This window comes from uncultured Paenibacillus sp., from assembly GCF_963515335.1.
Classification (GTDB): domain Bacteria; phylum Bacillota; class Bacilli; order Paenibacillales; family Paenibacillaceae; genus Paenibacillus_I.
Genome location: NZ_CAUPYC010000093.1, coordinates 1 through 13297 on the forward strand (window position 1 = coordinate 1; position 13297 = coordinate 13297).

Sequence of the window (13297 nt, forward strand, 5' to 3'; positions counted from 1 at the left end):
GTTACATGGTGGCGGGAGGCGGACGGCGGGCGAATAAGCGACATTTTGCAGGTTAGAACAAGCCCGCCAGAGCATTGAGTACCCGGCAGGCGCAGCCGTACCTTACACTAGCTTTGAAGCGGAGCCTTCGTCTCGCTTAGCTGATGGTGGAGCATGCCGACGAGCTGCTTTTGCGTCGACGGATCGCTTTCCTGCCAGATGAGCTCGAAAAGCACGCCCAAACCGGGCAACGACCGCTCGTCGCTGCCGACCGAATCCTCAATCACTTCGGCGAGCTCGTCTTCGGATTTATCGTGAACACGCTGAATGATCGCCTGCCGCAAAGTAAGTATAATGTTGTTGTTCAACCCGGATCCCTCCGTGCAGCCATGTTGTTTTCCCGTTTAGGATGCCCGTGCGGGGGGATTTCATCCTCGTTATTCCGAGCGCCGCTTGTGTTATAATGATCAATAAAATGGAAATGCTATCGGCGATGAGGAGTGGATGGGAACCAATGGCAAAGAAACAATACGCGGTTATCGGATTGGGGAGGTTCGGTTCGAGCGTGGCACAGGCCTTGTCCAAGCTGGGGTTCGAGGTGCTCGCCATCGATTCCAATGAACATCTTGTGCAGGAAGTTTCCGGCATCGTCACGCATGCCGTGACGGCTGACTCCACCGACGACGACGCGATGCGCGCACTCGGCATCCGCAATTTCGACGTGGTGGTCGTGGCGATCGGCCAGGACATTCAGGCGAGCATTCTGACGACGCTGATCCTGAAGGATCTTGGCGTACCCTACATCATCGTCAAGGCGCAAAATGAGCTGCACGGCAAGGTGCTCTCCAAGATCGGCGCTGATAAGATTGTATTCCCCGAACGGGATATGGGGCTGCGCGTCGCGCACCATCTGATTTCTCCGAACATTCTCGATTTCATCGAGCTGTCCGACGATTACAGCATTGCCGAATTATTGGCAACCGAAGGCATGATCGGCAAAAACCTGAAGCAGCTCGACATCAGGGCCAAATTCGGCTGCAACGTGATGGCGATCAAGGATGCGAACGGGGAGCGCATGAACATTTCCCCCAAAGCCGAAGATACGATTACACCGAATGACGTGCTGGTCATCGTGGGCAAAAACTCGGATCTCGCTCAACTGGAGCTCCATTACTCGGAAGGACGCTGACCGGATGAATCCGTTACATGCACAAACGATCGCTTCGCCGCAGAATCCAAGGGTGAAGGAATGGGCGGGGCTGCTCGATAAAAAAAACCGGGAGCGCAGCGGACGTTTTCTGATCGAAGGCGTACATTTGGTGATGGAGGCGCTTAAAGCGGGGGCACAACTCGACGCAGTCGTGTTCGATACCGAACGGGGCTGGCCGTCCGAATTAACGCCCTGGACGAAAGACGTCCCGAATCTTGAAATATTCGCAGCTTCTCCCGCCGTTATGGCCAAATGCTCCGATACCGACACGGTGCCGCCGGTATTTGCAATCGCTGCAAAGCCGGCGGTCGAGCCCGCGTCGCTGTATCGCGACGGCGCGCTGGTCGTCGTGCTTGACGGCTTGCGCGATCCCGGCAACGTCGGAACGATCATCCGCAGCGCGGACGCGGTCGGCGCCGACGCGGTCGTCATCGGCGGCGGCAGCGTCGACCTCTACAACCCGAAGACGGTTCGTTCCACGATGGGGTCACTATTCCATTTGCCGGTGCTCCAGGCGGATCTAAAGGAACTGCTTCCGGAAGCAAAACAGCGCGGGATACGACTTGTGGGCACCAGCCTCCAAGCCGACAACTCGTGCTTCGACCATGACTGGACCGGCTCCACATGGCTGCTTCTCGGCAACGAGTCCAATGGAATATCAGCGGAATTATCCTCCCTAACGGACGCGAACGTATGGATCCCGATGCGAGGACAGGCCGAATCTCTGAACGTAGCCATGGCGGCTACGGTGCTGCTTCATGAAGCTATGCGGCAGCGGTATTACGCTTGAACTTTCTGACGTTTGCACAACATCGCGCGTCCTGATCTATCAAGGTATCCTTGATAGATCAGGACGTTTTGTCTTTTACCCATAAGAGGAGGGTCTTGAGGCTTTTTGAAATTTATAGTATCATTAATTTATTGATAAATTAGATAATAAATTTATTATTTACAAGCGCTTATCAACAAGCAAATAACACGATAAGGGGGCGATCTAAACCTAAGCTGATTTTTAATATGCTTTTTACAGCTGCGATCAGGAGCACCTCATCAACGGTTGAATCGTGCGTGAAAATGAATGCGTTTTCTTTTATATGTACAAAGAGGGAGGAGAATAACGGCATGAAGAAAAATTTGATGTTAACGCTTGTTTCCTTAATTATTTTATTAATTATACCAGGTTCTGTACTTGGCAATGGTAGAGCAGGTCAGCCCGCCGAAAACGGCAACAAGCCTAACTCAGATCGCCGGGACGAAGCGCCTGACTTTCAAAATGTATCGGTTCACGACCCTTCTATCGTAAAAGACGGCGATACCTATTACGTTTTCGGCTCTCATATTGAGGCTGCCAAGTCAACGGATTTACAAAGCTGGACGAGATTCACGAACGGCTATACGACGCCCGGCAATGTGCTATATGGAGATTTATCACAAAATCTGGCCGGGTCTTTTGCGTGGGCAGGCGAGAACGATTCCGACAGTAAGGGCGGGTTCGCCGTGTGGGCTCCCGACGTGATCTGGAACGAGAACTATCTCAATGAAGACGGAACGACCGGCGCTTATATGATGTATTACAGCGCATCCTCCACTTATATACGTTCCGCGATCGGTTTTGCGGTAGCCAAAAATATAGAAGGGCCGTATACGTATGTGGATACCGTCGTCTATTCGGGCTTTACCAGAGATGAGGCGTACGACGCGAACAGCACGGTGAATAAGAAATGGACGAATACGAATATTTCAAAGCTGATGGATAACGGCACGTTAGCCGGCCCGCGACCCGGTTGGTTTAACAATAACGGTTCTTATGCCAACGGGAATTATCCGAATGCGATCGATGCCAATTTGTTTTACGATGAGAACGGAAAGCTTTGGATGACCTACGGCTCCTGGTCGGGCGGGATCTTTGTGCTTCCAATCGATGAAACCACCGGTAGACCGGTCTATCCGGGTAAAGACGGAACGACGGCCGACGGCCGACTGGTTGATCGGTATTTCGGCACGAAAATTTCAGGCGGCTTCGGCAAATCGGGGGAAGGTCCCTATGTGCTCTACAATAAGCAGACCGATTATTATTACTTATTCGTCACTTATGGGTGGCTCGGCGCGGACGGCGGCTATAATATGAGAATGTTCAGGTCGTCTGAACCAGGATAATACAATCTCCGGCGACGTGAACGGCACATGGAAAAAGACAAGCCAAAACCAGGCCGAAATCACCATTGACGGATTCACCTATGACGGCGTATTCGTACGTCAATGGGATCCGACTTCAGAGCGTTATGTGATGACGTTCACAGCCATGTCCACAGAAGGAGTAACGATATGGGGAAGCAGACTGGCCGATCGAACCGATGAGGAAATTGTCGCGGACGTTGTAGAGGATTTGACTCTCGGCGACACCGCGAATGTGATTTCCAACTTGGCGCTTCCAACGGAAGGCAGCCGGCGTACGCAAATTTCATGGCAGACTTCAGATTCAACCGTGGTGTCCAAAAGGCAGTATAACCGCATCGAAAAGCTTTACCGTTACCGTGCTGCCATACAAAGAGGCCGGCTTCAGCTTAGGTGTCAACTGGTGGGATGCTCCGTTCAAGGGCATAATGGATGAATTGCGCATTTATGAAGGTGCGCTATCGCCTGCACAAGTTGCCGACTTGGCACGGACAAGCCAGTAACTTGCAATTCCCCATCTGTTTTTCTATAATACCAAGAAAGGTTGTAGGGATTACTTCGACTCCGCTTTAATCGGCAGATCATGCCGCAAGATGTCGGCCGCATGCAGGGAATCGCGGACATGATGAAGACAATAATCGTTCGAGCTTCGGACCTAAATAAGTACTGCTCGAGTAAGGAGAGTTTTCGGTGACCCAGACTTCTTCGGCTTCATCCGCTCAAGCGAGACCGAAATCCGTTCCCTTATGGCGAAAATGGCTTCCCTACCTGTCAGCGGTAGGGAGCCTTCTTGCTGTATGGCAGCTTTCGGCGCTGTTTTTGCCGGCTTATCTTTTGCCGGACGTGCCCGACGTCTTTATCCGTTTGTTCGGAAGTATGAATGATGCGGAGTTCACGGACGGCATTCAAAGCAGCTTGCTTCGTCTGGCGTGGGGATATCCCATCGCTTGTTTGTTTGGGGCCGCGCTGGGCCTGATCGCCGGTGTTTCCCAGGCATTTGCGGTTTACCTCCGCAGCTTGATTTCGATTTTGCAATCGATCCCCCCGATTACGTGGGTGCCGTTCTTTGTGATCCTGCTCGGCTTCGGAAATGCGACGATCGTCACGGTTATCGTGATCGCCAGCTTTTTCCCCATGGCGCTGTCCGTGCTTAATGCGACCGAGGGTGTAAACCGGACGCACCTGGAGCTGGCCAGGGTGCTGGGGGCCAATAAGCTCCAGCTGCTGACCAAGGTGTTCGCCCCTGAGTCCCTTCCGGCATTCGTCACCGGCGCACAGGTTGCGTTCGGCAATGCCTGGCGATCGCTGATCGCGGCCGAGATGGTAGGCGGAGCCGCCATCGGACTCGGCTATTATTCCCGTTGGCGCGGAGAAGTGGCGGATATGGAAGGCGTGCTGATGAGTATATTGGTGATCGGCACGATTGCGGCCATCCTGGACCTGGTCCTGCTTGAATGGCTGAAACGGCGGCTGCTCCGCTACCGCTACGTGAAAACAGGGGGTGCCGAATAAGTGCAAACGATCCACGTGGACCGTGCAACGAAACGTTTTGGAACTCTCGAGGTGTTGAAACAGGTCGATTTCCGCATGGAGCAGGGTGAATTCGCCGCAATCGTCGGCCCGTCCGGCTGCGGCAAAAGCACGGTGCTGCGTATGATTGCGGGGTTGGACCAGCCGACGGAGGGCGCCGTTTCGGCAAACCGGCAAATCATCAAAGAGCCGCATCCGAGCCGGGTTCTCATATTCCAGGAGCATGCATTGTATCCTTGGCGTACCGTGGAAAAGAACGTCTCTTTCGGACTTGAGCTGGCCGGCATCCCCAAGCGCGAACGCAAAGAGCGTGTCGATGCTTTGTTGGAGAAAGTCGGCCTGGGCGGGTTCGAATCCTATTATCCGCATCAGCTGTCAGGCGGTATGAGGCAAAGGGCTTCCATAGCCCGCGCGCTTGCCATGGATCCGGAAGTGCTGCTGCTGGACGAGCCCTTCGGCGCGCTGGATGCGATCACGAAGATTACGATGCAGAATGAGCTGCTCCGGCTGTGGGAAGGCTCCGGCAAGACGGTGCTGCTTATAACCCACGATATCGACGAGGCCGTCTATCTTGCCGATACGATCCATGTCATGAGCCCGCGCCCCGGCCAAATCGTGGAAACGATCCGTTCCGAGGTCCCGCGGCCGCGCAACCGCAATGGGGCGGACTTTGTTCGCCTTCGGGAGAAAATCATGACGCATCTGGACCTGGCTAAATAAGAAGGGTTCATGACGTGATTCACCCGTTTGTCATCAGCCATGATCATCGATCGTGGTTTTTTTGCTTAAATCGTAATATTTACAGATTATCAAGAGTCGATTATAATAGCAGTAATCGTTACGATATAATCGTTGTATCGTGGAGAATTTCATGGCTAAGGAGCGGTTTATTTGAAAAAGCTATTTATAGTTGCGGTCTTTTCCTTCTTATTATCCGCCTGCGGTCAGAGTGACGGCGCTTCTACACCCAGCGGAGCGGACGAAAAAGACGGCAAGATCAAGATCGTGGCGGTTGAGAATTTTTATGGAGAAGTGGCGGAAGCGGTGGGCGGCGATAACGTGCAGGTCATCTCCATTCTTAACGATGCGGTCATGGATCCGGAGGATTTCACCCCCAGCACACAGAACGCCAAAGATATTAACGATGCGGGCATTGTGGTCTACAACGGTCTCGGTTATGACGCTTGGGCATCCAAACTTCTCTCCACGTCCAAAAGAGACACCCGGAAGGAAATCGCCGTAGGCTCCGATTTGCTTGGTTTGAAGAACGGCGACAACCCGCACGTGTGGTATGATGTGGATGCGATGCCGAAGCTGGCGGACGCGCTAGCCGAGGCATTGGCGGCCATCGATCCGGAATCGGCGGACAATTATCGCGCAAACGCACGAAACTATCGGGATACGTTAGCCCCTTTTTTGCAGAAGGTGGACGCGTTGAAACAGGATGACGGCGTGCCGGTTGAAATAACCGAAACGATTTTTGAATATATGGCCGAAAAAATAAATCTGGTCCCGCAGACTCCGGATTTTGCGACAGCCGTTTTTAACGGAGTTGATCCTTCCCCTGCCGACCTGATTCAAATGGAACAAAATCTGAAAGAGAAAAAAGCAAAGATGCTCATCTACAATGCCAGAAAAAAGAATCAGGATGTCGACCGTTTCATGCAGATGGCCAAAGACGCGGGAATTCCCGTGGTCGCTGTGACCGAACAAATGCCGGAGGGAAAAACGTACTTAACCTGGATGATGGATCAATTAAATGAGTTGGAAAAGGCGTTGAACGAGAGGAGGAGCTGAAATTGGCGCACACGGAGGAATTCGACATCCGGTTGGATCAAGTAGCCGTGTCTCTAGGCGGGGCCCGCATTCACCAGAACTTGACTTTCTCGATTCGTCATGGTGAGTTTCTCGGGGTCATTGGCCCCAACGGAGCGGGGAAGACGACTTTGTTCCGCCTTTTGCTCGGTTTGATACAGCCGGATCGGGGAAGCGTTCATCTCGGCGGACGACAGATAAAGGGTAAAGGATCGTCCAGCATCGGCTACGTGCCTCAGTCCCGCTTGATTGATCCGGAAACGCCTTTGCGGGCATGGGATTTCGTCAGTCTGGGACTAGAAGGGAAGTTTGTGCCGTGGCTGACAAAAGCGGAAAGAAAGAGAGTCGGCGAGGCCATCCATTTGGTTGAAGCGGATGCTTACATGGATAAACCGATCGGTCTTCTTTCCGGAGGGGAAAGACAGCGTCTTTATTTGGCGCAGGCTCTGCTTGCCAATCCTAAATGCTTGCTGTTGGATGAACCGACCTCGAATCTCGATCCGGGATCCCAGGAGAGAATCGTGGAGCTGGTGGACGACATTCGCCGGCAATTGGGTGTCACGGTCGTTTTTATCAGCCATGATATCAATCTGATTAACCGCTTTGCGGATCGAATCCTGTATTTGACCAAAGGCGATTATGCGATCGACGTTCCCGAACGATTGTTGACCGAGGAAGTGCTCAGCCGCTTGTACCATATGCCGACAGAGGTTATTCGTCTGAAGGATAAAGTTTTTATTTCGACAGCCTCGAGCCGGGAAAACAGTTCGATTTGCACGCATTAGACTGGATGGAGAGGATTATCGGATGGACATATTTTCCTATTCATTTATGCAAAATGCGTTTATTGCGGGAACGCTGGTCGCCCTGTTATCAGGCGTCATAGGCGTGTTTGTCGTGGCGAGAGGGCTTTCTTTCATCACGCAAACGTTTTCCGAAATCGGCTTTGCCGGGGCCGCGTTCTCGATTTTCATGGGGTGGGGTCCGATGGCGGGCCTCTTTCTGTTTACCACCGGCAGCGCATTGGCCGTATCGCAGCTAGGGTTGAAAACCTTTCAACGGGAAGTCGCCATTGGCGTCGTGTTCAGTTTTTTTATGGGTCTCGGCCTTTTCTTTCTTTCGATCTCCGCCCGGCAGGCCAATTCGGCCATGAGCCTGCTGTTCGGCAGCATATTGGGCATTAGCGACGGACAGGTGTGGATACTGTCGGGCTTGTCCATCGGCATTCTTATGGTGCTGCTTGCCGGCTATCGTTGGCTGCTGATCGACACTTTTGATCCGGTCGGCGCGGAAGCAAGAGGACTGCCGGTCAGATTGATCTCCGTTGTTTTCCTGATCGTTCTCTCCGCTGCGGTTGCCGGAACGCTTCAAATTGTAGGGTCTCTGCTTGTATTTGCGCTGATGATTACACCCGCCGCGACGGCACGGTATTTAACGAACAAGGTTTCGCTCATGATCGCCTGCTCCGCCGGTTTAGCCGTGGCGGGCGTATGGTTGGCGCTTTTCCTCAGCTATGCTACGAATTGGCCGGTTACTTTTTTGATTACATCGGTTGAAACGCTGTTCTATTTTGCCGCACGTTTATGGCGGAAATAGGATTCATAAGCGCAGAATACCTATTCCCGCATTCGCGGTTCGCCGATTCCATGGTATAATCATAAAAAAGTTGAAGCGAAGGGGATTGGAATGAACTTTATCAGCACGCGCGGCAACGCGGCGGGGATCGGTTTTATCGACACCTTCATGATGGGGCTTGCCGAAGACGGCGGCCTGATGATCCCGGCGGAATTGCCGGTCATTTCGCAAGAGAAGCTTCAAGAGTGGGAGCGGCTCGACTACAAGGAGTTGACGCTTGAAATATTCCAGCTGTTCACCGGCTATGAAATTCCGCGTCAAGAGCTGAAGCGGCTGATCGACGACAGCTACGCGGCCTTCCGCAGCCCGGAGGTTACGCCGCTCCGCAAGATCCGCGACAACCTGCACATCCTGGAGCTTTTTCACGGGCCGACCTTTGCTTTCAAGGACGTCGCCTTGCAATTTCTCGGCAACTTATATGCCTATGTGTCGCAAAGGCAGAATAAAATCATCAACATTCTCGGCGCGACCTCCGGAGATACGGGCGCCGCGGCGATCGAAGGCGTCAGGGGCAAAGAAGGCATCCGCATCTGCATTCTGCACCCGCACGAGAAAGTGAGCAAGGTGCAGGAACTGCAGATGACGACGGTGGACAATGAGAACGTGCTGAACCTGTCGGTGAAAGGCAACTTCGACGATTGCCAGCGCATCATCAAGGAATTGTTCGCGGACCTGGAATTCAAGAGCCGTTACCACCTGCGGGCGATCAACTCGATCAACTTTGTCCGCATTCTGGCGCAAACCGTTTATTATTTCTACGCGTACTTCCGGATCATCCGGCAGAATCCCGCGGCGAAAGTGAGCTTCAGCGTGCCGACGGGCAACTTCGGCAACATTCTGTCGGCGTATTTGGCCAAGCGGATGGGCCTGCCTGTTCACCAGCTCATTCTGGCCACGAACGAGAACAACATTCTCGAGCGGTTCGTTCGCGAAGGCGTGTACATGCCGGACGAGTTCCGCAGCACGCACAGCCCGTCCATGGATATCCAGGTGGCCAGCAACTTTGAGCGTTACCTCTACTACCTGGTCGGCGAGGATTCGCAGAAGGTGTCGGCCATCATGAAGCAGTTCCAGGAAGAAGGCAAGGTTGCGCTCAGCCCGGAGCTGCTTGAGAAGGTGCAATCGGACTTCCGGGCTTACGGCGTGAAGAACGACGAATGTCTGCGGATGATCGAGGACTATTGCCGCGAAGCGGATTATTTATTGGATCCGCATACCGCCTGCGGCGTAGCGGCGTTTGAGTCCTGCGCCGACAAGGAAGCGGTAACCGTCGTGCTGGCCACCGCCCATCCGGCCAAGTTCGACGAGTCGATCCGGTTGGTCGGCATCGCGCAGGAGTTTCCCGCCGAGATCCGAAAGTTGTTCGACAAGCCGCAGCATCAGCAGCTCGTCGGTAATGACAAAGCGGACATTGCCGCTCAGCTGGAGCGGTTTTTCGGAGTCCGATAACCAACGAAAACATGCAGCTTCGCACCAAAAAACCGGTCGCCTCGCCTCGGCAGCCGGTTTTTTGGTGCGCTGTTACGTGCTCGCGACCGGTTTATTACACCATTGCAGGTTTTTGCAATTCCTGCAGAGAGAATTGACATTCAACAAGACATAGATCGAGATGGTGTGCACCTTCCATCATCAGCATTTTAGCCATCTGATTGCTCTCCATATTGGCCATAGAACGGATTTGCTGGGCTGTCTGCTGACAGTGCTGAATGCATTGTTGAATATCGTTAGCCGGAGTACCCGCCATGCCATTCACCTCCGTTTTTTAAGTTTTGTATAGTCCGTTCATTTTTTATTGCACATGCTCCGTGGCATGCTCGCATTGGCGAATGCACATTTCAATGTGAACGGCCCCTTGGGTCAGCATGTCTCTGATGCCCGCTTTGGGAACGCCGTTGGTGGCGGTACGAAGCATATTTGCCGTATTCGTGCAATCTGTAATACATTGTTGAATTTGTTGTTTCGTTGCCATTTCATCACCTCCATTCCTTGCTTACTATCCGCTATTCGCGGGCGAAATATTTAAGGAATAAAAATCCTCGGGTTGGACAACATAACCACGATTTGATTTAGAAATATTTAGTGAGGGAGACGAAAAAAATGGGTGGAGGAGCAAATCCGATATCGATGGATAATTTAACACTCATTTTGACTGCAATCTTCATGGGAGCGTTGGCGAGGATTCTGGTTCTCAAGGAAGATTACCGACAATATCCATCTTATCCAAACGGGTATATGATTCATATTCTAATCGGGCTCATTGCTTCCACCTTGGGAGCTGTGTTGGTTCCGGCGCTCATGGCAAGCAACTGGGTGGCAGTCACCTTTTTAACGTTGGCCATTCAACAATTCCGGGATGTTCGCAAAATGGAAAAGGAAAGTTTAAAGGAACTTGAAAATACGGAATTCACCCCCAGAGGCGACGCTTATATAGACGGCATTGCCAAAACATTCGAGGCAAGGAATTACTTTGCATTGGTCGTGTCGGTTTGCACAGCCATTGCCATGAACATGTTCAAGCCCCAAATGCTTGTGTTGGACATTTTATTGGGTGTCCTAGCAGGGTTTTCCGTTTTTTTTATTCTTAAGCGATTCTCAAAAGGAAAAAACGTTGGGCAAATCGCCGAAGTAAAAGAGGGCAAAATTGAAATCAAGGGATCGGAACTTTATGTGGACGGCATTTTTATCAGCAATCTGCTTGGAACTGAAAATGCTCAAAAGATGTTGATGGAAGCAGGCATGGCCATCGTCATTGAACCAAATGAAGAACATTACCGGATTACACTGGATAATTTCGGCCAAAGAAAAGCGATGTTATTTGAAGCTACCCGTTCCGTCGGCGTGAAAAGATATCACTTTACAAGAAAGGATTTCGAATCAGGCAAAACGGTGATTGCTCTCGTCCCGCTCATTCACGATTTAGATAAATTCATCTATTCGGTAAAAAACACGCCGCTTTTAGAATCGGTTAAAAAAAGTCATGCCTTAATGGACTCAAGCGTGTTTACAAAGGAGTGAGGAAAATGGCAAGGGAAAGTGCGCAGCGGGATACGGGAAAAATTATCGCGGCCGTCATCCTTCCGCATCATAACGTACAAGCGGGCAACGCTTTTGTGATTGAAGCCCAAAATGAAGAGGAACAAAAGAAAGTCATGACGGATATGGCGAAAACGGTGAAAGGCGATGTCACAAGGACAAGTAACGGAATCTATTTAATCATTAAAGATTAGTGTGACAGTTATCGCGAACAAGGGGGATACAAACGATGGTCCAAAAAAATGGGCTAACAAAGCGAATGTCTTTGTTGTCTACATTATTCACAGTGTTGTTAATAACCGCCATTCTCTATATGGGAAATGGAGACGCAATCTCAACTGCACAAGCCCAAAAGAGTCGTCCGCTTTCAACAAATTCAGAAAAAGTGTACATAAAACCCGGGTCGCTTGACCAGTACTACCTATTCGCCGGCGGGGGGCTGTCGGGCAACGTATACGTCTATGGCGTTCCTTCCATGCGAAGAATACGCACCATTCCGGTATTCAGCACGGATTCAGCTAGAGGTTACGGTTGGGATAAACATTCCAAAGCGATGCTTGAGGGCTTCACTTGGGGAGACGCGCATCACCCGGCATTAAGTGAAACGAACGGAGAATATGACGGCCGCTGGTTGTTTGTGAACGACAATGCCAACAACCGCGCGGCGCTCGTTGATCTGAAGACCTTTACGACAAGGCAGATTATCGGGCCGGTACCGAATATTATGGGGCCCCATGGAACGGCGTTTGTCACTCCCAATACGGAATATTTCTTTATGCCGTCCAGATTCTCTGTTCCGTTAGCCGGGCAATACGCGCCGCTGGAACAATTTACAGAACAATATTACGGTGTCATGGCTGCGATCAAAATGGACAAGGAAAAAGAAAAGATGGAGCTGGCATGGCAAGTTCTGTTGCCTCCATGGTCGTACGACATATCCGACGCCGGCAAGAAAATCAGTGACGGCTGGTCCGTAATGACAACGTACAATACCGAGGAAGCCGCCAAATCGCTCGCCATTGGCACTACGCAAGCAGCGCATGATTATTTGGTCCTTTTTAATTGGAAAGAGATTGCCAAGCAAGTCAGTGAGGGAAAATATAAAACCATTGCCGGGGCAAAAGTGTTTGATCCCGCACAATATCCCGGGTCTGTTTATTTGGTTCCGGTCGAAAAGAATCCGCATGGCGTCGATGTGTCGCCGGATGGGAAGTATTACGTTGCGAGCGGGAAACTATCGCCTACGGTAACGGTTTATGACTGGGAAAAAACATTCGCGGCCATCAAGAACAAAGCTTTTCAAGGAACGGTTCGCGGTTTGCGTGTTCTTAATTTGAACAGTGTCAAAGCGGCACAAGTTACGGTTGGCAAGGGGCCGCTCCATACGCAATTTGACGATAAGGGATACGCCTATACGACGCTTTTTGTTGACCATGTGGTCGTGAAGTGGAAACTCGGGGAATGGAAGGTTGCCGATAAAGCAGCGGTACAGTATGCTCCGGGGCATTTATCGGCTGCGGAAGGAGATACCGTATCGCCTGACGGTAAATGGCTCGTATCGATAAACAAATGGGCGAAAGACAGTTACTTGTCCGTAGGGCCTTCCCAACCGGATTCGTTGCAGCTCATCGACATCTCCGGCGAAAAAATGAAGGTGATCTACAATGCGCCTGCCGATCCGGAGCCCCATTATGCGCAAATCGTCAAGGCGGATAAGCTTAAGCCCATCAAAGTGATTCCAAAGGATGAAAAACGTCCGGATTCCATTTGGAAAAAAGAGGATGCCAGAATTGAGCGTGATGGGAAGGCTGTCCATGTCTACGCAATGGTTGAGCATGGCCGGTTCTATTCGGATGAAATCAAAGTGAAACAGGGAGAACGCGTGATCATTCATATGACGAACGCAGATCTGAAGGAAGA

Annotated in this window: 15 protein-coding genes and 1 pseudogene; 13 read left to right on the plus strand and 3 right to left on the minus strand. The window is 51.5% G+C overall.

The features are described 5' to 3' along the window. Positions 1–107: 107 nt before the first annotated feature. Positions 108–347: a small acid-soluble spore protein SspI gene (gene sspI / locus RWM61_RS19065; RefSeq protein ID WP_314003771.1), complete on the minus strand. Its 240-nt coding sequence runs from the start codon at positions 345–347 to the stop codon at positions 108–110. 146 nt (positions 348–493) lie between these two features. Between sspI and RWM61_RS19070 the strand changes: the two genes are divergently transcribed. From RWM61_RS19070 to thrC, 10 genes and pseudogenes are all read left to right on the plus strand, one after another. Beyond that, entirely contained in the window at positions 494–1168 is a 675-nt protein-coding gene (locus tag RWM61_RS19070) for a TrkA family potassium uptake protein (RefSeq protein WP_314003773.1), read from the plus strand. 4 nt (positions 1169–1172) lie between these two features. Further along, the gene (locus RWM61_RS19075) at positions 1173–1979 is read left to right on the plus strand and encodes an RNA methyltransferase (protein ID WP_314003775.1); all 807 of its coding nucleotides are present in this window, start codon (positions 1173–1175) and stop codon (positions 1977–1979) included. Positions 1980–2311: 332 nt separating this feature from the next. After that, positions 2312–3744 (plus strand): annotated as a pseudogene (locus RWM61_RS19080) (lipocalin-like domain-containing protein); the annotation flags it as partial. After that, positions 3724–3867 carry a LamG-like jellyroll fold domain-containing protein gene (locus RWM61_RS20360; protein WP_399539045.1) on the plus strand — a complete coding sequence of 48 codons (144 nt, stop codon included), beginning with the start codon at positions 3724–3726 and terminating at the stop codon, positions 3865–3867. The pseudogene RWM61_RS19080 and the gene RWM61_RS20360, both read left to right, overlap by 21 nt. Positions 3868–4054: 187 nt before the next feature. After that, on the plus strand, positions 4055–4876 hold the full coding sequence (locus tag RWM61_RS19085) for an ABC transporter permease (protein ID WP_314003777.1): 822 nt from the start codon (positions 4055–4057) through the stop codon (positions 4874–4876). Next, a complete protein-coding gene (locus RWM61_RS19090) occupies positions 4877–5614 on the plus strand; it encodes an ABC transporter ATP-binding protein (RefSeq protein WP_314003779.1) in 738 nt (245 codons plus the stop codon). It abuts the gene before it with no gap. A gap of 171 nt (positions 5615–5785) precedes the next feature. Further along, complete coding sequence (locus tag RWM61_RS19095; RefSeq protein WP_314003781.1) at positions 5786–6691, plus strand: metal ABC transporter solute-binding protein, Zn/Mn family; 906 nt, start codon at positions 5786–5788, stop codon at positions 6689–6691. A gap of 2 nt (positions 6692–6693) precedes the next feature. Next, positions 6694–7494, plus strand: a complete 801-nt coding sequence (locus RWM61_RS19100; RefSeq protein WP_314003783.1) for an ABC transporter ATP-binding protein — start codon at positions 6694–6696, stop codon at positions 7492–7494. Between the two features lie 22 nt (positions 7495–7516). Then, entirely contained in the window at positions 7517–8305 is a 789-nt protein-coding gene (locus tag RWM61_RS19105) for a metal ABC transporter permease (RefSeq protein ID WP_314003785.1), read from the plus strand. A gap of 90 nt (positions 8306–8395) precedes the next feature. Continuing rightward, complete coding sequence (gene thrC, locus RWM61_RS19110; protein WP_314003787.1) at positions 8396–9793, plus strand: threonine synthase; 1398 nt, start codon at positions 8396–8398, stop codon at positions 9791–9793. Between the two features lie 94 nt (positions 9794–9887). Here the strand turns inward: thrC and RWM61_RS19115 are convergent, their stop codons facing one another. Next, positions 9888–10088, minus strand: a complete 201-nt coding sequence (locus RWM61_RS19115) for a hypothetical protein (RefSeq protein WP_314003789.1) — start codon at positions 10086–10088, stop codon at positions 9888–9890. A gap of 45 nt (positions 10089–10133) precedes the next feature. Continuing rightward, positions 10134–10313: a hypothetical protein gene (locus tag RWM61_RS19120; protein WP_314003791.1), complete on the minus strand. Its 180-nt coding sequence runs from the start codon at positions 10311–10313 to the stop codon at positions 10134–10136. A gap of 128 nt (positions 10314–10441) precedes the next feature. On the opposite strand from RWM61_RS19120, the gene RWM61_RS19125 reads away from it, so the two are divergent. The 3 genes from RWM61_RS19125 to nosZ form a co-directional block, all read left to right on the plus strand. After that, positions 10442–11359: a YIEGIA family protein gene (locus RWM61_RS19125; protein ID WP_314003793.1), complete on the plus strand. Its 918-nt coding sequence runs from the start codon at positions 10442–10444 to the stop codon at positions 11357–11359. Between the two features lie 5 nt (positions 11360–11364). Next, positions 11365–11571: a capping complex subunit for YIEGIA gene (locus RWM61_RS19130; protein ID WP_314003795.1), complete on the plus strand. Its 207-nt coding sequence runs from the start codon at positions 11365–11367 to the stop codon at positions 11569–11571. Positions 11572–11606: 35 nt separating this feature from the next. After that, on the plus strand, positions 11607–13297 hold a 1691-nt coding region (gene nosZ, locus RWM61_RS19135; RefSeq protein WP_314003797.1), incomplete at its 3' end, for a Sec-dependent nitrous-oxide reductase.

What these genes read in the sequence shown, in the direction of transcription:
- RWM61_RS19070 (WP_314003773.1), top strand. Translation starts at nt 494, where the DNA reads ATGGCAAAGAAACAATACGCGGTTATCGGATTGGGGAGGTTCGGTTCG.
- RWM61_RS19075 (WP_314003775.1), top strand. Translation starts at nt 1,173, where the DNA reads ATGAATCCGTTACATGCACAAACGATCGCTTCGCCGCAGAATCCAAGG.
- RWM61_RS19105 (WP_314003785.1), top strand. Translation starts at nt 7,517, where the DNA reads ATGGACATATTTTCCTATTCATTTATGCAAAATGCGTTTATTGCGGGA.
- thrC (WP_314003787.1), top strand. Translation starts at nt 8,396, where the DNA reads ATGAACTTTATCAGCACGCGCGGCAACGCGGCGGGGATCGGTTTTATC.
- RWM61_RS19115 (WP_314003789.1), bottom strand. Translation starts at nt 10,088, where the DNA reads ATGGCGGGTACTCCGGCTAACGATATTCAACAATGCATTCAGCACTGT.
- RWM61_RS19120 (WP_314003791.1), bottom strand. Translation starts at nt 10,313, where the DNA reads ATGGCAACGAAACAACAAATTCAACAATGTATTACAGATTGCACGAAT.
- RWM61_RS19125 (WP_314003793.1), top strand. Translation starts at nt 10,442, where the DNA reads ATGGGTGGAGGAGCAAATCCGATATCGATGGATAATTTAACACTCATT.
- RWM61_RS19130 (WP_314003795.1), top strand. Translation starts at nt 11,365, where the DNA reads ATGGCAAGGGAAAGTGCGCAGCGGGATACGGGAAAAATTATCGCGGCC.